The 22586-nt window shown below is 55.4% G+C and carries 21 protein-coding genes; 4 read left to right on the top strand and 17 right to left on the bottom strand.

Annotation, left to right across the window (positions count from 1 at the left end; translation table 11 throughout):
* Positions 1-5: 5 nt before the first annotated feature.
* From wzyE to trxA, 11 genes are all read right to left on the bottom strand, one after another.
* Entirely contained in the window at positions 6-1358 is a 1353-nt protein-coding gene (gene wzyE / locus ACOTYH_RS16530; protein ID WP_017693948.1) for an ECA oligosaccharide polymerase, read from the bottom strand.
* Positions 1355-2434 carry a TDP-N-acetylfucosamine:lipid II N-acetylfucosaminyltransferase gene (locus ACOTYH_RS16535; protein WP_017383596.1) on the bottom strand — a complete coding sequence of 360 codons (1080 nt, stop codon included), beginning with the start codon at positions 2432-2434 and terminating at the stop codon, positions 1355-1357. Before ACOTYH_RS16535 ends, wzyE begins: the two co-directional genes overlap by 4 nt.
* On the bottom strand, positions 2431-3681 hold the full coding sequence (gene wzxE / locus ACOTYH_RS16540; protein WP_017383597.1) for a lipid III flippase WzxE: 1251 nt from the start codon (positions 3679-3681) through the stop codon (positions 2431-2433). The genes ACOTYH_RS16535 and wzxE overlap by 4 nt, the downstream gene beginning before the upstream one ends.
* Before the next feature lies 1 nt (position 3682).
* Positions 3683-4813, bottom strand: a complete 1131-nt coding sequence (gene rffA, locus ACOTYH_RS16545) for a dTDP-4-amino-4,6-dideoxygalactose transaminase (protein ID WP_015570019.1) — start codon at positions 4811-4813, stop codon at positions 3683-3685.
* A gap of 4 nt (positions 4814-4817) precedes the next feature.
* On the bottom strand, positions 4818-5495 hold the full coding sequence (gene rffC, locus ACOTYH_RS16550) for a dTDP-4-amino-4,6-dideoxy-D-galactose acyltransferase (protein WP_032620667.1): 678 nt from the start codon (positions 5493-5495) through the stop codon (positions 4818-4820).
* The gene (wecC, locus tag ACOTYH_RS16555; protein ID WP_015570020.1) at positions 5492-6754 is read right to left on the bottom strand and encodes a UDP-N-acetyl-D-mannosamine dehydrogenase; all 1263 of its coding nucleotides are present in this window, start codon (positions 6752-6754) and stop codon (positions 5492-5494) included. The genes rffC and wecC overlap by 4 nt, the downstream gene beginning before the upstream one ends.
* Positions 6751-7881: a non-hydrolyzing UDP-N-acetylglucosamine 2-epimerase gene (gene wecB, locus ACOTYH_RS16560; RefSeq protein ID WP_006812390.1), complete on the bottom strand. Its 1131-nt coding sequence runs from the start codon at positions 7879-7881 to the stop codon at positions 6751-6753. Before wecB ends, wecC begins: the two co-directional genes overlap by 4 nt.
* 56 nt (positions 7882-7937) lie before the next feature.
* Positions 7938-8984 (bottom strand): ECA polysaccharide chain length modulation protein, encoded by a 1047-nt coding sequence (wzzE, locus tag ACOTYH_RS16565; RefSeq protein WP_017693953.1) that lies wholly within the window; start codon positions 8982-8984, stop codon positions 7938-7940.
* 13 nt (positions 8985-8997) lie between these two features.
* Positions 8998-10101 (bottom strand): UDP-N-acetylglucosamine--undecaprenyl-phosphate N-acetylglucosaminephosphotransferase, encoded by a 1104-nt coding sequence (gene wecA / locus ACOTYH_RS16570; RefSeq protein ID WP_001050933.1) that lies wholly within the window; start codon positions 10099-10101, stop codon positions 8998-9000.
* Between the two features lie 242 nt (positions 10102-10343).
* Entirely contained in the window at positions 10344-11603 is a 1260-nt protein-coding gene (rho, locus tag ACOTYH_RS16575) for a transcription termination factor Rho (RefSeq protein ID WP_001054528.1), read from the bottom strand.
* Positions 11604-11944: 341 nt separating this feature from the next.
* Positions 11945-12274 (bottom strand): thioredoxin TrxA, encoded by a 330-nt coding sequence (gene trxA, locus ACOTYH_RS16580; RefSeq protein ID WP_006812392.1) that lies wholly within the window; start codon positions 12272-12274, stop codon positions 11945-11947.
* Positions 12275-12418: 144 nt separating this feature from the next.
* Between trxA and rhlB the strand changes: the two genes are divergently transcribed.
* Together rhlB and gppA are read left to right on the top strand one after the other, a co-directional pair.
* Entirely contained in the window at positions 12419-13687 is a 1269-nt protein-coding gene (rhlB, locus tag ACOTYH_RS16585) for an ATP-dependent RNA helicase RhlB (RefSeq protein ID WP_006812393.1), read from the top strand.
* 5 nt (positions 13688-13692) lie between these two features.
* Positions 13693-15177 (top strand): guanosine-5'-triphosphate,3'-diphosphate diphosphatase, encoded by a 1485-nt coding sequence (gppA, locus tag ACOTYH_RS16590; RefSeq protein ID WP_017383602.1) that lies wholly within the window; start codon positions 13693-13695, stop codon positions 15175-15177.
* Positions 15178-15228: 51 nt separating this feature from the next.
* Here the strand turns inward: gppA and rep are convergent, their stop codons facing one another.
* Entirely contained in the window at positions 15229-17253 is a 2025-nt protein-coding gene (rep, locus tag ACOTYH_RS16595) for a DNA helicase Rep (protein WP_015570023.1), read from the bottom strand.
* An 85-nt stretch (positions 17254-17338) separates the two neighbouring features.
* Between rep and ppiC the strand changes: the two genes are divergently transcribed.
* A complete protein-coding gene (ppiC, locus tag ACOTYH_RS16600) occupies positions 17339-17620 on the top strand; it encodes a peptidylprolyl isomerase PpiC (protein WP_006812396.1) in 282 nt (93 codons plus the stop codon).
* Positions 17621-17674: 54 nt separating this feature from the next.
* Here the strand turns inward: ppiC and cysE are convergent, their stop codons facing one another.
* The 5 genes from cysE to ACOTYH_RS16625 all read right to left on the bottom strand — a co-directional run bounded on the left by cysE (position 17675) and on the right by ACOTYH_RS16625 (position 20784).
* The gene (cysE, locus tag ACOTYH_RS16605) at positions 17675-18496 is read right to left on the bottom strand and encodes a serine O-acetyltransferase (RefSeq protein WP_022646641.1); all 822 of its coding nucleotides are present in this window, start codon (positions 18494-18496) and stop codon (positions 17675-17677) included.
* A 75-nt stretch (positions 18497-18571) separates the two neighbouring features.
* On the bottom strand, positions 18572-19591 hold the full coding sequence (gpsA, locus tag ACOTYH_RS16610) for an NAD(P)H-dependent glycerol-3-phosphate dehydrogenase (RefSeq protein ID WP_006812398.1): 1020 nt from the start codon (positions 19589-19591) through the stop codon (positions 18572-18574).
* Positions 19591-20058, bottom strand: coding sequence for a protein-export chaperone SecB (secB, locus tag ACOTYH_RS16615; protein ID WP_014168079.1), 468 nt, complete (start codon positions 20056-20058; stop codon positions 19591-19593). Before secB ends, gpsA begins: the two co-directional genes overlap by 1 nt.
* Before the next feature lie 31 nt (positions 20059-20089).
* The gene (gene grxC / locus ACOTYH_RS16620) at positions 20090-20341 is read right to left on the bottom strand and encodes a glutaredoxin 3 (protein ID WP_003860837.1); all 252 of its coding nucleotides are present in this window, start codon (positions 20339-20341) and stop codon (positions 20090-20092) included.
* 11 nt (positions 20342-20352) lie between these two features.
* The gene (locus tag ACOTYH_RS16625) at positions 20353-20784 is read right to left on the bottom strand and encodes a rhodanese-like domain-containing protein (RefSeq protein ID WP_017383604.1); all 432 of its coding nucleotides are present in this window, start codon (positions 20782-20784) and stop codon (positions 20353-20355) included.
* Between the two features lie 248 nt (positions 20785-21032).
* Between ACOTYH_RS16625 and gpmM the strand changes: the two genes are divergently transcribed.
* A complete protein-coding gene (gene gpmM, locus ACOTYH_RS16630) occupies positions 21033-22577 on the top strand; it encodes a 2,3-bisphosphoglycerate-independent phosphoglycerate mutase (RefSeq protein ID WP_032646785.1) in 1545 nt (514 codons plus the stop codon).
* The last annotated feature ends 9 nt before the right edge of the window (positions 22578-22586 follow it).

The raw sequence follows: 22586 nt of genomic DNA on the forward strand, positions 1-22586 counted from the left end.
CCTACTCAGACTTGCGACAGCGTTGTGCTGCCCTGTGGCTCACGTCTGTGCACAAGCCCTGCACTGTCAAACAACCAGTACAGCAGTTTTGCCAGCAGCAGACAGAGACCGAAAACGACCATAAAAAACACCACGCGTGAGACGAACGAATCCAGCCCCTCGCGCGCCAGAACGATCATATTGAAAATGGCACCGAAACAGAAACTGTGCAAAACAGCGGCTTTGTAGCGGTTGGTCTCTTCATTACCCAGCGTATATAGCCAGTCGAACCATTTTATTATCAGCCCGACCGCGATCGCGCCCGGCAGGATAAACCACGTTCCGCCCATCACTACCAGCGAGCCAATCAGGGTTGGGGAAATCGCCAGGCCCGAATGGTTGTTCAGCACTTCCCAGGTAAAGTAGTTCGCCGTGTTCAGGACAATACCGGGACGGTCAGGCCACAGCCACGTCGGTATAAAGACATAGAAATCGCGAACAATCGGCGCCAGCCCCTGGAATTCGATTTTGTCGTAGTTTTGCAGCAGTAAAGCCAGGTTTTCCCACGGCGAGAAGGTGTCGCGCGTCAGATACAGGAAGGTATAAAACGCTTCGTCGCCCGCCACGTTCAGTCCGTAGCGCTTCAGCGCCAGCCAGAACATCCCCACAATGCCAAAGACGCCTGCCGCCGCCAGCATCCACAGCGAGATCCAGCCGCGAATAATGCCGATAAACAGGAAAATCGCGAAGGCGATAATGATGTTGGCGCGGGTGCCGCCGACGATCATGTAGGTCAGAATGCCAAATGCGACGGTGCTGACCAGGAAGAACAGCCAGGCTTTGCTGTCCTGACGCAGGAAAAAGACCACCAGCATCGCCGGAATGAAGAAATAGAAGAAACGCTTGAGCGCGACGCCGGAGACTTCGGCGGAGAAAATCTGGCTATAGGACTGCAACTTAAACAGTAAAAAGCCGTTATGCATGAAGAAAATCGCCACGCTGACGAGGGCGATGGTCATCAGCATAACCCACGTCAGATGGGTTTCTACCCGGTTCATTGTAAACAGCGGACGACGGGGTGTGGTGTCTTTCGCCGCGCGCAGGCGCGTTTTATAGGTGACGTAATACACCGCGTAGAAGCAGGTCGCAGAGAGCAGCGCCTGCAACAAGATTTCCGGCGGAGCGACGCCAACATCAAAGCGGAACACGAGGATGCTGGTCAGCGGGAAGCCAAAGAAAAAGGTCAGCAAAAACAGCAGCGAGAAGAATACGTTGAAGTTAAAACGTACGCGCCGGAACTCAAACCAGGTGAGCGTGGCGATAAACAGCGTGCTCAGCAGCCAGACCACCAGCAAGCCGCTAAATTGCAACTGGCTCATGCGTTGTCTCCTGAAGCAATACGCAGCGCGCGGTGCCACGGCGTGAGATAGTTCGGGCTGAAAAAGTCGATGCTATTTTTATCCACCAGCGTGAGCTGACGCTGCGCTTCCCGTACCACCTCGACATTAAGCGTGTCAGAGGTAAACAGCACCGGAATATGCTGTTCGGCCATGTCCTGCCAGAACGGGTTTTCGCGGTTGAGCACGCACGGTACGCCCGCCTGAATCAGCAGACACAGCGTACCAATCCCCTGCTGACGGGCAAAGATGAAATAGCCCAGATCGCATTTTCGCAGCAGCGCGAGATAGTCATCAAATTCCAGCTTATCGCTGAGAATGTGCAGATTTTCCGCGCTAAACAGCGCAAGCCCCTGCTGGCGAACTTCATCGATGTAGGCGTCGTTATTGGCGGGATAGCCCATCGGCACCACCACGTTCACCGTATCGCCAAACTGCTGATGCACCGCCCGCAGCGCCGCGACATGCTCGTTACTGCGATCGCCGGAATTTCCCACCAGAATGGTCAGTTTGCCCTCACGAACCGCGTCATTCGCCATGGTATTCAGTGCCGGATCCATACGGGTCGGAAAATAGAGCAGTTCCCCGCGAACCTTCGGGTGCTGTTTAGCAAAATAGTTGAGGTCGCCACGGGTAGCAAAAACGCAGCCCACGCGCGCCTGCGCCAGACGACGCAGCGGATAGAAAAGACGGAACTTCCAGCCGTGGGAGACTTCGTAGAGATCTGCTCCCCAGATATGCCAGCTGAACTGGGAAGGTTTTATCCCGCCGCTTAACAGCGCCAGCCACAGCCCGGTATTGAATTGTCCGTGGAAGAAGAAACGCTGGCTTCGGTCCGCTTTGGCTTTCGCGACAACGGCTTTGGTCAGGGCCGCTTTGTCTGGCCAGAAGGTGATGTGCAATGCCGGACACGCCGCGCTCAGGCCGTTATCGCGTCCAACGACCATAAACTCGCGCGCATCGGGCGTGCCGGATGCCAGTTCATCGTTGAAGAACCGCAGAACGGTCTGGTTATGATGCGGGATATCCGATCCCAGTATGTGTATCAGTGCAGTCATGCGCGTTTACGCCAAAGTAAAAATACGCCGCAACAGGCAGCGAAATAAACGATATAAGTTGCCATATAGGCCTGAGCCGCCCCCAGCGCACCGTGGGTGGGGATCAGCCAGTGAGAAAATGCCGTCAGCAGCGCAAACTGGCCGATCTCTGCCAGGATATACAACCGCAGCGAAGCCTTCGCAATCACCAGATAGCCGAAAACGTATGCCCCCACTTTCAGCACATCGCCGACCAGTTGCCAGGCAAACAGATCGCGCATGGCGGTAAACTTCGCCGAAAACAGCAGCCAGATGGCGAAATCACGCAGTAACCAGACGGTAAAGCTGGCGATCGCAACCGCCGGCAATACAAAACGCAGGGAGCGAAAAATCTCGCGGGTAATATCCTGCCTGGAAGTCAGGCGCGATAAGGTTGGCAGTAAATAGACGCTAAAGGAAGCCGTAATAAATTGGAGGTAAGCATCTGAAATGCTGCTCACGCCCTGCCAGATCCCCACTTCATCCCAGCTGTAATGCGCTGCCAGCAGGTTTCGCATCATCACGTAGGCAACGGGAAGCGTTACCGAAGTGATGAGCGCCATCAGGGTAAACTTTCCTAGCTGCCCCGCCAGCATCTTGTCCCACTGCGGTTTCAGGTAATTCAGCGGGACATTGCCTCTGCGCATCAGCATAAACGCTGCCGGAATGACAACGAGCGCAGGCACCAGCGCCAGCCCCAGCAGTGCGCCTTCATAGCCGCCCAGCCGATAGCAAAAGTAGTAGGCGATAACGCCGATGATGCTGCCGAGGATCAGCGCCAGCGCATTCCCGGCGGCATCACGGAAGCCTTTCATCAGCGCCAGCAGCAGGTTTGCCCAGGCGATCCCCATCTGAACGAGCGCCACCAGGCGCACCAGCCCCTGATAATGCGTGTGTCCGAACAGCCCCTGGCTGATGGGTGCCGCCGCCAGCAAAAAGACGACGGCCAGCAACGTAGAGAAGCCCAGCACCATAGCAGAGGAGGTGCCCACCACCGTGCGGAGCTTTTCGGCATCGTCATGATGCTGCGCGACGTATTTGGTGACGCCATTGAATATCCCGGCTCCCGCCAGCACGCCAAGCACCGTGACCAGCTGGCGGAAGTTCCCTGCCAGCCCAACGCCTGACGGACCAAATGAGACGGCCAGCAGCTTGACGACCAGTAACCCGGCGCCAATTTTTACAAGCGTGGACGCTGCCGTCCACACCGACGCTTTTGCCAGAGACATTTCAGGCGAAATAACTCAGAAGCGAATTGATCACCGTACGCTGGTTCACCGGCGCGAGGTTGTAGAACAGGGGCAGGCGGAGCAGACGTTCGCTCTCTTTGGTGGTGTAGCGGTCTTCACCGGCAAACATCCCGAAGGCTTCGCCCGCCGGGCTGGAGTGCAGCGGAATATAGTGGAATACCGCCATAATTTCCGCCTCTTTCAGCCAGGCAATCAGCTTGCTGCGATCGTCGTTATCGCGCAGCTTGATGTAGAACATGTGAGCGTTGTGGATGCAGTCTGCCGGAATAGTCGGCAGTTCAATACGTCCGGCTTTTGCCAGCGGCTCCAGCGCGTCGTAGTAGGTTTGCCACAGGGAGAGGCGTTGCAGATTGATTCGCTCTGCCGCTTCCAGCTGCGCCCAGAGATACGCGGCCTGCAAATCCGCCATCAGGTAGCTTGAGCCGATATCGCGCCAGGTGTACTTATCCACCTGACCGCGGAAGAACTGGCTGCGGTTGGTCCCTTTTTCACGGATCACTTCCGCACGCTCCACCAGGGCACGATCGTTAATCAGCGTCGCGCCGCCTTCTCCGCCTGCGGTGTAGTTTTTGGTTTCGTGGAAGCTAAAGCAGCCGATATGACCAATGGTGCCCAGCGCGCGCCCTTTGTAGGTGGACATCACGCCCTGCGCGGCGTCTTCCACCACAAACAGGTTGTGCTTTTTAGCGATGGCCATGATGGTGTCCATCTCACAGGCCACGCCCGCGTAATGCACCGGCACAATCGCCCGCGTTTTATCGGTGACCGCCGCTTCAATCAGCGTTTCGTCGATGTTCATAGTATCCGGACGGATATCCACAAACACGATTTTCGCCCCGCGCAGGACAAACGCGTTCGCCGTGGAGACGAAGGTGTAGCTCGGCATGATCACTTCATCGCCGGGCTGGATATCCAACAACAGCGCCGCCATCTCAAGCGATGCGGTACAGGACGGCGTCAGCAGTACCTTGGCACTGTGAAAACGTTGCTCCATCCACTGCTGGCAGCGGCGGGTAAAACCGCCATCGCCACAGAGCTTGCCGCTGCCCATAGCAGACTGCATGTAATCAAGTTCAGTGCCCACAACGGGAGGCGCGTTAAATGGAATCATCTTGTCACCTGTATAACCAGTAGGCGGTGGCGTCGATGCTGGCACCACTCGCAATATAACGTTTAAGCGCAGCGGTGTTGCCCATCTGGGTTGCGACCCGCAGCGTCGATACCTGTTGTTGCTCCGCCCAGTGCAGCGCCGCCTGCATGAGTTTCTCGCCCATGCCGCGCCCGGCTAACAAACCGATGCGCGCCTCGTGCTCGTTGAGCCTGCGAAGCGAAACAAAACCCTGAATCTGCCCCCCGGCAGTACGGAACACCAGACAGACGTGGTCAAACGTGCCTTTGACCGCATTCTCTATCCACTGGGCATAAAAGCGGCCGCTGTCATCGGGCGCATACCAGGGCGCCCGGAAACGGCTCTGAGCGAAGGCCAGCGCCGCCATCTTGCGCAGCGCGGGGATATCCTGCTCCGTTGCAATTTCCGCGCCCGGTGAGGCGTGGAGAGCCACGGTAACAGAGAGATCAACCTCACCCTCGACCAGCCGGAATCCGTGCTGCTGGAGGGCGTCCAGCAGATCGGCGCGGTCCGCCGGGATCTTAGCCTGTACGCGCTGCCAGGCGCTGAAGTCTGCTTCCTGCAACGCAGGGGCATTGTCGCGCAGACGCACTATCGCTGAGGGACGCGCAAAGAATGCGCTTTCCCACTCAAGGGCCTCCAGCACGCCGTTGAGGATACTCAACGCCACACGCCTTTGGTATCAACAACATACTGCTGACGTACGGCATCACCGGAAACCGCTTTGAACGCATTGTGATCCACCAGCAGCACCAGCACATCCGCCGTCGCCAGCGCGTCATCCAGGGCGGTAAGGGTGCAGTGACCGGCAAGTTTTGCCGGCAGCGCATGAATATTCGGCTCAACCACCAGCGTTTCACCGCTGTGCCAGGCAGCGATCATTTCGGCAATTTCCATCGCCGGGCTTTCGCGCAGATCGTCAATATTCGGTTTGAATGCCAGACCAAAGCAGGCAATTTTCAGCTCACTGGCGCGTTTGCCGCTGTCGGCCAGGCAATCCGCGACCGTGGCTTTGACCTGGTTGATGACCCAGTGCGGTTTGTGGTCGTTTACTTCGCGTGCGGTGCGAATCAGGCGTGCCTGTTCCGGGTTCTGCGCCACGATAAACCACGGATCGACCGCGATGCAGTGCCCACCCACGCCCGGCCCCGGCTGAAGGATGTTCACGCGGGGGTGACGGTTGGCAAGGCGAATAAGTTCCCAGACGTTAATCCCCTGATCGGCGCAAATCAACGACAGTTCATTCGCAAACGCGATGTTAACGTCGCGGAAGCTGTTTTCGGTCAGTTTGCACATCTCGGCGGTGCGGGAGTTAGTCACCACACATTCGCCTTCAAGGAAGATCTTATACAGCTCGCTGGCGCGCGCGGAGCAGACTGGCGTCATGCCGCCAATCACGCGGTCATTTTTGATCAGTTCCACCATCACCTGGCCTGGCAGTACGCGCTCAGGGCAGTAGGCGATATTGATATCGGCCTGGTCGCCCGCCTGCTGCGGGAAGCTGAGATCAGGACGCGCCTCGGCCAGCCACTGTGCCATCTGCTCGGTTGCCCCAACGGGTGAAGTGGACTCAAGGATAACCAGCGCCCCTTTCTTCAGCACAGGCGCAATGGATTTTGCCGCCGCCTCGACGTAAACCATGTCAGGCTCATGATCGCCTTTAAAGGGCGTAGGAACCGCAATCAGGTACGCATCGGCTTCTACCGGCGTGGTGCTGGCGCGCAGGAAGCCACCGTCCACCGCCTTTTTCACCACACGATCGAGATCGGGCTCCACGATATGAATTTCGCCACGGTTGATGGTTTCCACCGCGTGCGCGTTGATATCTACGCCAACGACCTGCTTTTGACGAGAGGCAAAGGCCGCCGCAGTAGGCAGCCCGATATAGCCAAGACCAACAACAGAGATGGTAGAAAAACTCATAGCGTTACCCGATTGTGTTTAAGTGCGTGCAAAATACGACCACAAGCCTGCCCGTCACCGTACGGATTGTGGGCCCGGCTCATCGCCTGATACTCTTCATCGTCATGCAGTAAGCGCGTGACCTCTTCGACAATACGACGCGGATCCGTTCCAACCAGACGCACGGTACCGGCAGTAACCGCTTCCGGGCGTTCGGTGGTTTCACGCATCACCAGTACCGGCTTACCGAGGGAGGGCGCCTCTTCCTGAATGCCGCCAGAATCGGTCAGGATCAGCCAGGCGTGGTTCATCAGCCAGACAAATGGCAAATAGTCCTGCGGCTCGATCAGGAGCACGTTTTCCACGTGGCCCAGGATACGGTTGACCGGTTCGCTGACGTTCGGGTTGAGGTGCACCGGATAGACAATCTGCACATCCTCGTTCTGCGCGGCGATTTCAGCGAGCGCGTGGCAAATTTGCTCAAAGCCACGGCCAAAGCTTTCGCGGCGGTGGCCCGTCACCAGAATCGTTTTCTTGCCGTTGTTCAGGAACGGATAGCGCGCAGCAAGTTCTGCCTGAAGCTCGCTGTTAGCCAGCACGCGGTCACGCACCCAAATCAGCGCATCAATGACCGTATTGCCGGTGACGAAGATCTTGCTGTCGCTGATATTTTCGCGCAGCAGGTTCTGACGTGAGTTCTCGGTTGGCGCAAAATGGTACATCGCCAGGTGACCGGTGAGCGTACGGTTGGCCTCTTCCGGCCACGGGGAATAGAGATTGCCGGTACGCAGACCCGCTTCAATATGACCAACGGGGATACGCTGATAGAACGCGGCCAGGCTGGTCGCCACGGTGGTGGTGGTGTCGCCGTGCACCAGCACCACATCCGGCTTGAACGACTCCAGAATAGGCTTTAATTCTTGCAGAATACGGCAGGTGATTTCCGTCAGTCCCTGTCCCGGTTTCATTATATTGAGATCGTAATCCGGGACGATAGAAAAGAGGGTTAAGACCTGATCGAGCATCTCACGGTGCTGGGCAGTCACGCACACTTTCGCTTCAATATCAGGATCTCTGGCCAGCGCATGAACCAGAGGCGCCATCTTGATGGCCTCCGGCCTGGTGCCAAATACGGTTAGTACTTTCACATCGATTCTCTTCGATTAGACGATGAAGGCCGCAGCCTTCATCGTAGACGGCGTTCTTAGTTTGTGCGGCGACGCAATAACGCTACGCCAGCGCCAGTCAGTGCGCCCACAATCCCCCACATGATCATCAGGAATGCGCGACGCGGACTATCGCGTTTTACAGGCTCTTCAGGCGTTCTTAAATAACGATAGGTCTGAAAACGCGGGTCCAGCGTTGGACCGACGTTGAGCGTATTGAGCATGGCGCGGTTTTGGTCGTAATCAAGGTCAAAGTCAGGGCCAACGGCCTGGATATTTTCCAGACGTGCCTGAAGCATTGGGCGACCAAGAAGGAACATTTCTGAATCCGGGAGTTCGTCAGCCGGAACATCCGTTTCGCTACGGGAAATATTGTGCTGTTCCGCAATCTTCAGCGCCTGCTCAATATTATGTACGCGACGGGCGAAGATAGCCTTAGCGACCTCTTCCTGACGTTTGACCTGCGCTTTCATCTGAATAGTACGCGCAGCCCAGGCGCCTTTCAGCTCGTCATTCAGATGACTGGCCGCGCGCTGGCTGGCAAAAGCAACGTACTGACGCAACAGGTTATTGGCGTCCGGCGCCGTTTCCGCAATCAGCTTCACGCTGTCGCTAACGTTACGGAGCACATCGCCAGGCATAAACTGAATGTTATTAATCAGGTCATCCAGCAGCGCGGCATCCGCTTTGCTGTTACCGACCATGCGCTGCTTGTAGTAGTCCGTCTGGGACCAGAAATCGCGACGTGTATCCCACGACGCCAGCTGCATCACAAACTCTTTGTAGGATTCATCCATCACCGAAGCCTGATCCGGGGTCGCCAGATTGGCCTTGATATCAAGATTACGCAGGAATTGCTGCTGGGAGTAGTAGCCTCCAAGCATATTCACCGTTGGTCGGTCTGTGATCGCCGTGGCGCTCCACTCTTGTTTTGCAAAGAAGGTGTAGGCAAGCGCTAACAGCGCGAACCCCAGGGCAATCCCCACAATCCACAGTTTGCCCTGCCATAACACGCGAAACAAACCACGAATATCCAGCTCGTTCTCAGTGCCCACTGATTTCGCTCCCGCCAACGGTTGAGTCATCATAGTCCCGGTTTTACTTAGTTAATGTTGTGTTTTTGCCACTGTTCCGACGCATCCTGCGTTTTAAACGTTTAATAAAACGCGCGACTTTCCATGCACGCTTGATGCAGTAACCGTACATGAAAAATGCTAGCAAGAATAATACCAACATTACCCATTCAGGAATGAAATGTGCGTATTCCGCGGCTACGCCAATCGCAGCCAGAATAGCAGCCGCAAGCGTAATCAACACAAATGCCTGACGAGACGTGAAGCCGGCGCGCATAATCAGGTGATGAATATGCTGCCGATCGGGAGAAAACGGGCTCATCCCTTTACGCAGACGGCGGTACATTATAGCGACCATGTCCATCAGCGGGATGGCGATAATCCAGAGAGCCGTTACCGGGCTGATAGGGTGCGTTTTACCCTGCGTGGTTTCCAGCAGGACCCAGATAACCGTAAAGCCAATCAGGGTACTGCCCGCATCGCCCATAAAGACTTTATAGCGACGCCCTAACACACCCAGATTCAGGCAGATGTAAGGCAGGATGGCGGCAATCATGGCAAAGCACCACATTGACAGGCTGTACTGGCCGTCAAACCATAAGATGATGCCGATAGCGCCAAACGAAACAGAGGACAGCCCACCGAGCAGACCGTCTATACCGTCAACCATGTTAAAGGCGTTGATAGCCGCCCACACGGCAAACAGCGTCAGGAAGAAGCCGAATGGCCCAAGCACCAGCTCCCAGGGACCAAACACGTAGCCCAGGCTTCTTAGATAGAGGCCGCCTACCACCATCATAATGATGCCAATGGCCGCCTGTACCGTCGCGCGGAACTTCACGCTGATATCAAAACGATCATCAAGGGCGCCGACCAGTACCAGCACACCGGCACATGCCAGGTAGAGTGCGGCATGGGGGATATAGTAATCCGCGATCCCGAATGTGAAACAGATGCCTGCGTATACCGAAATGCCGCCCACCAGCGGAATAAGCCCCTGATGACGTTTACGGAAGTTCGGTTTGTCCACTAACCCAATTCTTTTTGCTACCTTGCGCGCAATGAACAAAAAACAGGTTGTGAATAAAAAAATACTGATCAGCTCAGTTACAGCAGTGAGTAGATTCACAATGGATTGCTCTCAACAAATGTTAGTCCCGGAAGTATAACCATGAAGCCTCTGCCTCAGAAGGATTAAAGATGGCTCATCACAACTCCCTTTGTATGTTTTTCAATCAATTATTTCTTTGACTGTGCAAACCTTCTTATTTTCGCACCGACAGGTCTAAATTGGGAGTGTGTGGTAATAGCGTATAGTCCATAAATAAAAAACGCCACGTAAAAACGTGGCGTTTACTGGGATTATTTGCGTTACGAGCGTTTCATCATGTCGAAGAAATCGTCGTTCGTTTTGGTCATCGCCAGTTTGTTAATGAGGAATTCCATTGCGTCGATTTCGCCCATTGGATGGATGATTTTACGCAGGATCCACATTTTCTGAAGCTCTTCCTGAGTGGTAAGCAGCTCTTCTTTACGGGTACCGGAACGGTTGTAGTCGATCGCCGGGAAGACGCGTTTTTCTGCGATTTTACGAGAAAGGTGCAGTTCCATGTTGCCTGTACCTTTAAACTCTTCGTAGATAACTTCGTCCATTTTGGAGCCGGTATCGATCAGCGCCGTCGCGATAATGGTCAGGCTACCGCCCTCTTCCACGTTACGCGCCGCACCGAAGAAACGCTTCGGACGATGCAGGGCGTTAGCATCCACACCACCGGTCAGTACTTTACCGGAAGCCGGCACCACGGTGTTGTAGGCACGCGCCAGACGGGTAATGGAGTCGAGCAGGATGATCACGTCTTTCTTGTGCTCAACCAGGCGTTTCGCCTTCTCGATGACCATTTCCGCAACCTGAACGTGGCGAGAAGCAGGCTCGTCGAAGGTAGACGCAACCACTTCCCCTTTCACCAGACGCTGCATCTCGGTTACTTCTTCCGGACGTTCGTCAATCAGCAGCACCATCAGCACACAGTCTGGATGGTTGTAAGCAATGCTCTGCGCGATGTTTTGCAGCAGCATGGTTTTACCGGCTTTTGGCGGCGCCACAATCAGACCACGCTGGCCACGACCAATTGGCGATGCCAGATCCAGCACACGAGCGGTTAAGTCTTCAGTAGACCCGTTACCACGCTCCATGCGCAGACGAGAGTTAGCGTGCAGCGGCGTTAAGTTCTCGAACAGGATCTTATTGCGGGAGTTTTCCGGTTTGTCGTAGTTAACTTCGTTAACCTTCAACAGCGCAAAGTAGCGTTCACCCTCTTTTGGAGGACGAATCTTACCTGAAATGGTGTCACCAGTGCGGAGGTTGAAACGGCGGATTTGGCTAGGGGATACGTAGATGTCGTCAGGGCCGGCGAGGTAGGAGCTGTCTGCGGAGCGGAGGAAACCAAATCCGTCTTGCAGTATCTCCAGCACACCGTCGCCAAAGATATCTTCGCCACTCTTAGCGTGCTGCTTCAGGATGGCGAAAATGATGTCCTGCTTGCGCATACGAGCCTGGTTTTCCAGTCCCATATTTTCGCCGAGAGTGATCAGCTCAGAAACCGGCGTATTCTTTAATTCGGTAAGATTCATAATGGTGTGGGTTCTTAAACTCGGGGTGATTCTCGAACTTAATGTTGTGAATGGTATGGCAGGGTCATCCATGCCTGTTTAGCGGCCATCACCTCATGTCTGTTCGCTGTCTGGTCACAGGGAAAGAACGCAGAACTGAAACGACAAGACGGATTGAGTGACAAGCCCGGAATCTAGCAACTTCACGCACTGTTTAAGTTAACAACGGGAAGTATCGGGTAAAACAAGATTCAAACAACAAGATATGTTTAAAACGTAGTCATAGCTAACTTAGCACGACTAAAGCCGGGCGTCCAGAGCTCGCCGTTAATTAGGCGTTCTGGACGCTCGGCTGAGAAACCTTACGCCAGGTTAGCGTCCAGGAACTCTTTCAGTTGACCTTTGGACAGTGCGCCCACTTTGGTCGCCGCCACGTCACCGTTCTTGAACAGCAGCAGGGTCGGGATGCCACGGATACCGTATTTTGGCGCGGTGCCCGGGTTCTGGTCGATGTTCAGCTTGGCAACGGTCAGTTTGCCCTGATATTCGTCAGCGATTTCATCCAGAATCGGAGCGATCATTTTGCAAGGACCACACCATTCAGCCCAGAAATCAACGAGGATCAGCCCGTCAGCTTTAAGTACGTCCGTGTCAAAACTGTCGTCAGTCAGGTGAATAATTTTATCGCTCATATATAACTCCACAGGAATAAGCCTGGTACGTTGGTTTTGTCTCCACCAACGACGTGTTGATGTCGCATTAACCAACTAAAGGTTGACTTTATTTCACCGGATACGCTTTCGTAAAGCAATAGTAAGCTGATATTCTACCACACTATGAGCAAAACACATTTAACAGAACAGAAGTTTTCCGACTTCGCCCTGCACCCAAAGGTGATCGAAGCCCTTGAAACTAAAGGGTTTCATAACTGCACGCCCATTCAGGCTCTCGCCCTGCCGCTGACGCTGGCCGGTCGCGACGTTGCAGGGCAGGCGCAAACCGGTACTGGCAAAACGATGGCGTTTTTAACGTCAACGTTTCATTATTTACTTTCTCACCCGGCGATTGCAGACCGCAAAGTTAACCAGCCGCGCGCGCTAATTATGGCCCCGACGCGAGAACTGGCGGTACAGATCCACGCAGACGCTGAGCCCCTGGCGCAAGCCACCGGCCTGAAACTTGGCCTGGCCTATGGCGGCGACGGCTACGATAAACAGCTGAAAGTGCTGGAAAGCGGCGTCGATATCCTGATTGGGACCACCGGCCGTCTTATCGACTACGCCAAACAGAACCATATCAACCTCGGCGCAATCCAGGTCGTGGTACTTGATGAAGCAGACCGCATGTACGATCTGGGCTTCATTAAAGACATCCGCTGGCTGTTCCGCCGCATGCCTGCGGCAAACCAGCGTCTGAACATGCTGTTCTCCGCAACCCTGTCATACCGCGTACGTGAACTCGCATTCGAGCAGATGAACAATGCGGAATATGTGGAAGTAGAACCGGAGCAGAAAACCGGGCACCGCATTAAAGAAGAGCTATTCTATCCTTCTAATGAAGAGAAAATGCGCCTGCTGCAAACCCTGATCGAAGAAGAGTGGCCGGATCGCGCAATTATCTTCGCGAACACCAAACACCGCTGTGAAGATATCTGGGGTCACCTGGCGGCAGATGGGCACCGTGTGGGCCTGCTGACCGGCGACGTGGCGCAGAAAAAACGCCTGCGCATTCTCGACGAATTTACTCGTGGCGACCTTGATATTCTGGTCGCGACCGACGTGGCGGCCCGTGGCCTGCACATTCCAGCCGTGACGCACGTCTTTAACTATGACCTGCCAGATGACTGTGAAGACTATGTACACCGTATCGGTCGTACCGGTCGTGCCGGCGCAAGCGGTCACTCCATCAGCCTTGCGTGTGAAGAGTATGCGCTGAATCTTCCGGCCATTGAGACCTACATCGGTCACTCTATTCCACAGAGCAAATACAATCCGGACGCGCTGTTGAGCGAACTGCCGCCACCTAAGCGCCTTACCCGTCCACGCTCCGGCAATGGTCCGCGTCGTTCCGGCGGTGCACCGCGTAATCGTCGTCGTTCAGGTTAAAAAATATGCTCAGCTCCACCTCGCTTTATGCGGCAATTGATCTCGGTTCGAATAGTTTTCATATGCTGGTTGTGCGCGAGGTGGCGGGAAGCATACAAACGCTGACGCGCATTAAGCGCAAGGTCCGCCTCGCGGCGGGCCTGAGCAGCGATAATCACCTCTCCCCGGAAGCCATGGAACGTGGCTGGCAGTGTCTGCGTCTGTTTGCAGAACGTTTGCAGGATATCCCGCTCAGTCAAATTCGCGTTGTTGCCACGGCGACCCTTCGTCTGGCGGTTAACGCTGGCGATTTCATTGCCAGAGCACAGGAAATTCTGGGCTGTCCGGTGCAGGTCATCAGCGGTGAAGAAGAAGCGCGTCTGATTTATCAGGGTGTGGCGCATACGACCGGCGGCGACGATCGTCGTCTGGTGGTCGATATCGGTGGCGCCAGTACCGAACTGGTCACGGGCACAGGCGCGCAGGCGACGTCGCTCTTCAGCCTGTCGATGGGCTGTGTGACCTGGCTGGAACGCTACTTTACCGACCGAAACCTTGCCAAAGAGAATTTTGACGAGGCGGAAAACGCGGCGCGTGCGGTCCTGCGCCCGGTTATGGACGAACTGCGCTATCACGGCTGGAAAGTGTGTGTCGGCGCGTCCGGAACCGTTCAGGCGTTGCAGGAAATCATGATGGCACAGGGAATGGACGAGCGGATCACGCTTGCCAAACTCCAGCAGCTTAAACAGCGCGCCATCCAGTGTGGTCGTCTGGAAGAGCTTGAAATAGAAGGGCTGACGCTCGAACGCGCGCTGGTTTTCCCCAGTGGGCTCGCCATTCTGATCGCCATTTTTACTGAACTCAATATCCAGTGTATGACCCTGGCAGGCGGTGCGCTGCGCGAAGGTCTGGTCTACGGAATGCTGCACCAGTCGGTCGATCAGGACATCCGTAGCCGTACGCTGCGTAACGTTCAGCGCCGCTTTATTGTTGATATCGACCAGGCACACAGAGTGAGTCAACTGGCGTCACTGTTTGCCGATCAGGTGAAAAAAAGCTGGGATATTGAACCGTTAAGCCGCGATCTGCTGCTAAGCGCCTGTGCGCTACATGAAATTGGTCTCAGCGTGGAGTACAAGCAGGCACCGCTGCACGCGGCCTGGCTGGTGCGTAATCTCGATTTGCCGGGCTATACGCCCGCCCAGAAGAAGCTGCTGGCCACCCTGCTGCTAAATCAGACTAACGCCGTCGATCTCTCTTCCCTTCACCAGCAGAACGCTGTACCGCCGCGCGTGGCGGAGCATCTGTGTCGTCTGCTTCGCCTGGCGATCCTGTTTGCCAGCCGGCGTCGTGATGATTTGCTGCCAGCCATTACGCTGGCGGCAGACGATGAGAAACTGACGCTGACGCTACCGGAAAACTGGCTTGAGGATCATCCGCTTGGGGCGGAACTGATTGAGCAGGAGTACCAGTGGCAGAGCTATGTGCACTGGGCGCTTGATGTGAAGTGACCCTTTGAAGCGTGCCGGGTGGCGGCTTCGCCTTACCCGGCCTGCAAATAGTTATCCCTTCTCTTTGGCTTTTGCCAGCATCGCGCGAATGTTTGCCACGTTTGCCTGCCCTTTGTGCATACGCTCTTCAGCGGTAATGACTTTACGCTCCTGCTCCCAGATAAGATCGTCCTGAGGCAACTCCAGCAGAAAACGGCTCGGCTCCGGGCGCACCAGCTCACCATACTGACGGCGCTCTTTGCACAGCGTAAACGTCAGCTCCTTCTGCGCACGAGTGATCCCCACGTAGGCCAGACGGCGCTCTTCGTCAACGTTATCTTCATCAATGCTGCTCTGGTGCGGCAATAAGCCCTCTTCCATCCCCACCAGATAGACATAGGGGAACTCCAGCCCTTTCGAGGCATGTAACGTCATTAGCTGAACCTGATCTGCCTCTTCTTCGCTTTCGCCGCGCTCCATCATATCGCGCAGCGTGAAGCGGGTGACCACCTGCGTCAGGGTCATGGGCTCGTCAATCTCAGATCCTTCAAGCATTTCGGTCATCCAGCTGAAGAGCTGGTTAACGTTTTTCATCCGCATCTCGGCTGCTTTCGGGCTGGCAGAGGTTTCATACAACCAGGATTCGTAATCAATGCCGTGGATCAGATCGCGTACTGCCGCCACAGGCTCGCGCTCTGCCAGACGCTGTACCTCACCCAGCCAGTGGGTAAAGCGGGTTAAGGCGTCATAGCCGCGCCCGGTCAGGGTCTGGCTCAGCCCCATATCGAAGCTGGCGGTGAACAGGCTTTTGTTGCGGGTCATCGCCCATTCACCCAGTTTTTGCAGCGTCGCAGAGCCAATCTCGCGTTTCGGCGTATTCACGATGCGCAGGAAAGCGCTGTCGTCATCCGGGTTGGTCAGCACGCGCAGATAGGCCAGCAGATCCTTGATTTCGGGACGCGAAAAGAACGACGTACCGCCGGAGATTTTGTAGGGGATGCGGTTCTGCATCAGCATCTTTTCAAAGACGCGCGACTGGTGGTTTCCGCGATAGAGGATCGCGTAATCCTTGTATTCAGTTTTGTTGACGAAGTGATGGGCAATCAGCTCGCCCGTTACGCGCTCCGCTTCGTGCTCTTCGTTGTTGGCGCTGAGCACTTTCAGCTCGGTGCCGTAACCCAGTTCGGAGAACAGGCGCTTCTCAAAGACGTGCGGGTTATTGGCAATCAGGATGTTCGCCGCCTTCAGGATACGCCCGGAAGAACGGTAGTTCTGCTCCAGTTTAATCACCTGCAACGCCGGGAAGTCTTTGCTCAGTAGCACCAGGTTTTGCGGACGCGCGCCACGCCATGAGTAAATCGACTGATCGTCATCGCCTACGACGGTAAAGCGTGCACGCTGCCCTACCAGCAGCTTCACCAGCTCGTACTGGCTGGTGTTGGTATCCTGGTATTCATCCACCAGCAGGTAACGGATTTTGTTCTGCCAGCGCTCGCGTACCTCTTCATTCCGCTGAAGCAGCAGCGTCGGCAGCAGGATCAGATCGTCGAAATCCAGGACGTTGCAGGCTTTCATATGCGCGTCGTACAGTCCGTAGCAGTGGGCAAAGATGCGGTCGCGCTCGCCTTTGGCGCTTGCCGCTGCCTGGGCCGGCGTCATCAGATCGTTTTTCCAGTTCGAGATCGTCGAGATCAGCTGTTGCAACAGCACTTTGTCATCTTCTATCAGCCCTTCCGTCAGCTCTTTAAGCAGCGCCACCTGGTCGGTGTCATCGAAGAGAGAAAAGTTGGACTTCATGCCCAGCGCCGCGTATTCGCGCTTGATAATATCCAGACCCAGCGTGTGGAAGGTGGAGATCATCAGCCCGCGCGCCTCTTTACGGCCCAGCGTCTGGCCGACGCGCTCTTTCATCTCACGCGCCGCTTTGTTGGTAAAGGTGACCGCCGCGATATGGCGCGCCTGGTATCCACAACCCCGAATTAAGTGGGCGATTTTGTTGGTGATCACGCGTGTTTTACCGGATCCCGCTCCCGCCAGCACCAGGCAGGGTCCGGTGACGAATTCGACAGCTTGTTGTTGTCCGGGGTTTAAACGCATAAATGGTCACTCAATGAAAGTCGGGAGAGGAGGAAAAACGCGTGGTAGTATACCGACCGTAAACTAGTCGACTCAAGGCACGATCATGGCAAAAACAGCAGCAGCACTGCATATCCTTGTTAAAGAAGAGAAACTGGCACAGGATCTGCTCGAACAGATTAAAAACGGCGCCGACTTCGGCAAACTGGCGAAGAAACACTCGATTTGCCCGTCAGGCAAACGCGGTGGTGACTTAGGCGAGTTCCGCCAGGGCCAGATGGTCCCGGCGTTTGATAAAGTGGTCTTCTCCTGCCCGGTGCTGGAGCCAACTGGCCCACTGCACACACAATTCGGCTATCACATTATCAAAGTGTTATACCGCAACTAATCAAAAGCCCGGTGCATTGACTCACCGGGCTTTTTTATTTAGGTGTTCCGGCGTTCAGATACCGTCGCCGTATTCGAAGGTGTGATGAATACCGTTGAAGTGCTGATCCATATCCATCGACGGCTTATCGCTGTCTGGCTTACCGACGATGCGCGCCGGGACGCCAGCGGCGGTGGTGTGCGGCGGTACAGGCTGGAGCACAACCGACCCCGCGCCAATCTTCGCGCCGCGTCCGACTTCAATATTGCCGAGGATTTTAGCGCCCGCGCCAATCATCACCCCTTCACGGATTTTCGGATGGCGATCGCCGCTGGTTTTACCGGTACCGCCCAGCGTAACGGATTGCAGGATCGACACGTCATCTTCGATCACCGCCGTTTCCCCGACAACAATGCCGGTGGCGTGATCGAGCATGATCCCGCGGCCAATTTTCGCCGCCGGGTGAATATCGACCTGGAAGGTCACGGAAACCTGGTTTTGCAGGAAGATGGCCAGCGCGCGGCGTCCCTCATTCCATAACCAGTGGCCGATGCGGTACGCCTGTAAGGCGTGGAAGCCTTTGAGATACAGTAGCGGCGTGGAGTATTTATCCACCGCCGGGTCTCGCGTGCGCACAGCCTGGATGTCGCAGGCGGCAGAAGCAATCATCTCCGGATCTGCGGCGTAGGCCTCTTCCACCACCTCGCGAATCGCGATAGCAGGCATGATAGGGGAAGCCAATTTATTGGCGAGCATATAGCTCAGGGCGCTGCCGAGATTTTCGTGCTTAAGTAGCGTCGCGTGATAGAAACTGGCCAGCATGGGCTCACAGTCGGCCAACGCTCGGGCTTCGGCTTTAATATTATTCCAGACGATATCCAGTTCTTCACACGGCATTGCTTGCTCCAGACGATAGTTAATGACCAGCCAGTTCTGCGCTGGCTGGGTCATTCAGGTGACGATACTTCCCGGCTAATTGCTGCTGCGCTCGTCCTTGCGCGCACGACCTAATAAGGTCAATGCTGCCTCGCGCGCATTTTTTCCGCAATACAATACCTGATAAATTTCCTCGGTTATTGGCATTTCAACACCGAAACGGTGCGCCAGTTCGCGAACTTCTTTGGTATTGCGATAGCCTTCAACCACCTGACCAATCTTCTCCTGCGCGCTTTTTACATCGCTGCCCTGTCCGAGCATCATGCCAAAGCGGCGGTTACGCGACTGGTTATCGGTGCAGGTCAGCACCAGGTCGCCCAGCCCTGCCATTCCCATAAAGGTGGCCGGATCGGCACCCAGCGCTTCGCCCAGGCGGGACATTTCGGTCAGGCCACGGGTGATCAGCGCAGTACGCGCATTCGCGCCGAAACCGATGCCGTCAGACATCCCGGCCCCGATGGCAATGACGTTCTTCACCGCGCCGCCCAGCTGCACGCCGATAAAATCGGGGTTGCTGTACACGCGGAAGCTTTTGCCGCAGTGCAGCAGTTGCTGAAGATCGTCGGAAAATGCCTGGTCGGTGGACGCCAGCGAAATCGCCGTCGGCAAGCCCGCAGCCAGCTCTTTGGCAAACGTCGGCCCGGAGATCACCGCCAGCGGGATCGCTGTTCCCAGCGCTTCGCGGGCAACGTCCTGCAACAGACGTCCGGTTTCCGCTTCCAGCCCCTTCGTCGCCCACACAATACGCGCATCCGCACGCATCAGCGGCTTAATCTGACGCAGGACTTCGCCAAACACATGGCTTGGCACCACAATCAAAATATTGCGGCTGGCCGCCAGCGCGGTCGCGAGGTCGCTTTCCAGATACAGGGAGTCAGGGAACGGAACGTCCGGGAGAAACGCCACATTGCAGCGGTCGTGTTGCAACGTCGCGATATGTTTTGGATCGTGGCCCCACAGGACCACGTCGTGACCATTTCTTGCCAGGGTGATGGCAAGAGCGGTGCCGTAAGAGCCGGCACCGATCACAGTCATTGACGCATTAACAGTGCTCATCAGGCATCCTGATGTTGTTCGGTACCTTCGCCAGCCTGCTGCTGTAGATAGTTCATGAACAGCGCATCAAAGTTTACTGGCGCAAGGTTCAGTTGCGGGAATGTACCGCGAGAAACCAGGCTGGTGATGCATTCACGGGCATACGGGAACAGGATGTTCGGGCAGTATGCACCCAGGCAATGCGCCATCTGGTTGCCTTCGATGCCGCCGATGGAGAAGATACCGCCCTGCTGAACTTCGCACAGGAATGCGGTTTCTTCGCCCAGAGAGGCGGTCACGGTGACACGCAGTACGACTTCATACACATCATCCGCCAGCTGGGTGGATGCGGTATCCAGATCAAGTTTAACCTCTGGCTGCCAGTCTTTCTGGAAAACGTGCGGCGCATTTGGCGCTTCGAAAGAGACATCCTTGGTGTAGATGCGCTGGATCTGGAAAGTCATCTCGGTGTTGTTTTGTTCTGACATGGAAAAACCCTTTTTAATTGTCCTAAAGTCTCTAGCTCAGCAGCGGATCGAGTCCGCCACGAGCGTCGAGCGCATACAAGTCATCACAGCCGCCAATGTGCTGCGCATCAATAAAAATCTGTGGAACCGTTGTGCGACCACTGCGTTGGATCATCTCTTCGCGTTTAATCGCGTCACCATCGATCGGCAGTTCCTTGAACGTTACGCCTTTGCTGGACAGCAGCGCTTTCGCTCGGTGGCAGAACGGGCACGTTGCTTTGGTGTAGATCTCAATATTGGCCATCACTTAACTCCTTATTTACCGCGCACTAAAGGAAGATTCTCCCCGCTCCAGCCGGAGATGCCTTCTTTCAGCACCGTTACGTTTTCAAAGCCTGCTTTATGCAGTGCGCTGGCAGATTCCTGCGCCTGCATGCCAGTGCCGTCAACAACAATAATCGGCTGGGCTTTATGCTTCTCCAGCTCACCAATGTTGTTCGCTTTAATTTCCGCTGGCAGCAGGTTGATAGCACCTGCGATGTGGCCCTTGCGGAAATCGTCGCGCTGACGCAGATCGACAACCACGGCGTCCTCTTTGTTGATCAGACGTGTCGCTTCACCGCGGGTGATCACCTTAATTTTAGACGTCAGTCCCTTAAATGTGGTGAACAGTACAGCGACCAGCAGGCCAATCCACGCGATGCTCAGAACCGGGTGGCGGCTAACGAATTGCATAATTTCTTGCATGGGGGGTAACAACTCCCGACTAAGTGATTAAAAAAACCAGGACAGGAGTATACCTGTGCGCTGTGGCAAATACAGCCAGCGACATAAAGCTAATCTATTTTCTGCGGCATGCCACGTAAAAAAAGCCTCAAAATGGCCTGAGAACAGCATTGCCCCCGCGCTTTCTTTGATCTTCTGCGGCTATTTTATCGATTCAGCTGTAGTAAAATTACGCAAATTTTTTGTCTCTTGAGCATGAGGTTGTCGCAATGTCGGTTTCTAAAAAACCTATGGTACTGGTGATTCTGGATGGCTATGGCTACCGTGAAGATCAACAGGATAACGCCATTTTCAACGCCAAAACCCCGGTTATGGATGCGCTATGGGCAAAACGTCCCCACACCCTGATTGATGCGTCTGGCCTGGAAGTGGGTCTGCCGGATCGTCAGATGGGCAACTCTGAAGTGGGTCACGTTAACCTGGGTGCGGGCCGTATCGTTTATCAGGACCTGACGCGCCTGGACGTTGAAATCAAAGAACGTACATTCTTTGCCAACCCAACGCTCACCGGAGCGGTTGATAAAGCCGTTGCCGCAGGCAAGGCCGTTCACATTATGGGTCTGCTCTCTGCGGGCGGCGTTCACAGCCACGAAGATCACATCATGGCGATGGTAGAACTGGCCGCCGAGCGCGGTGCGGAAAAAATCTATCTGCACGCCTTCCTGGATGGTCGCGATACGCCGCCACGCAGCGCAAAAGGTTCTCTTGAAGCGTTTGAAGATAAATTTGCCGCACTGGGCAAAGGCCGCGTGGCGTCCATCGTTGGCCGTTACTATGCCATGGACCGTGACAACCGCTGGGACCGCGTTGAGCAAGCCTATGATCTGCTGACCCTGGCAAAAGGCGAGTTCCAGTTCCCGACCGCCGTTGAAGGCCTGGAAGCGGCTTACGCGCGTGATGAAAACGACGAATTTGTGAAGGCAACCGTGATCCGCGCTGAAGGCCAGGCCGATGCCGCCATGGAAGATGGCGATGCGCTGATCTTCATGAACTTCCGTGCTGACCGCGCGCGCGAAATCACCCGCGCCTTCGTCAACAGCGATTTCGACGGTTTCGCCCGTAAGAAAGTGGCGAAGATCGATTTCATCCAGTTGACTGAGTATGCAGCAGATATCAAAGCCCCATGCGCGTATCCACCCGCTTCCCTGGAAAATACTTTCGGCGAGTGGATGGCGAAAAACGATAAAACGCAGCTGCGCATCTCCGAAACTGAGAAGTATGCGCACGTGACCTTCTTCTTTAACGGCGGCGTAGAAGAGCCGTTTAAAGGCGAAGACCGCATCCTGATTAACTCGCCGAAAGTCGCCACTTACGATCTCCAGCCAGAAATGAGCTCTGCGGAGCTGACCGAAAAACTGGTGGCCGCGATCGAAAGCGGTAAATACGACACCATCATCTGTAACTATCCGAATGGCGACATGGTGGGCCACACCGGCGTGATGGAAGCAGCCGTTAAAGCGGTTGAAGCGCTGGACCACTGCGTTGAGCAGGTCGCGAAAGCGGTTGAATCCGTGGGCGGCCAGCTGCTGATCACCGCTGACCACGGTAACGCAGAACAGATGCGTGATCCGGCAACCGGTCAGGCGCATACCGCCCATACCAACCTGCCTGTTCCACTGATTTATGTAGGTGATAAATCAGTGAAAGCTGTGGAAGGCGGCAAGCTTTCCGACATCGCGCCAACCATGTTGTCGCTGATGGGTATGGAAATCCCTGAAGAGATGACTGGCAAGCCGCTGTTCATCGTGGAATAATCGCTCCCC

It is taken from the genome of Enterobacter cloacae complex sp. SHL001, assembly GCF_049236825.1.
Taxonomy (GTDB): domain Bacteria; phylum Pseudomonadota; class Gammaproteobacteria; order Enterobacterales; family Enterobacteriaceae; genus Enterobacter; species Enterobacter hormaechei_C.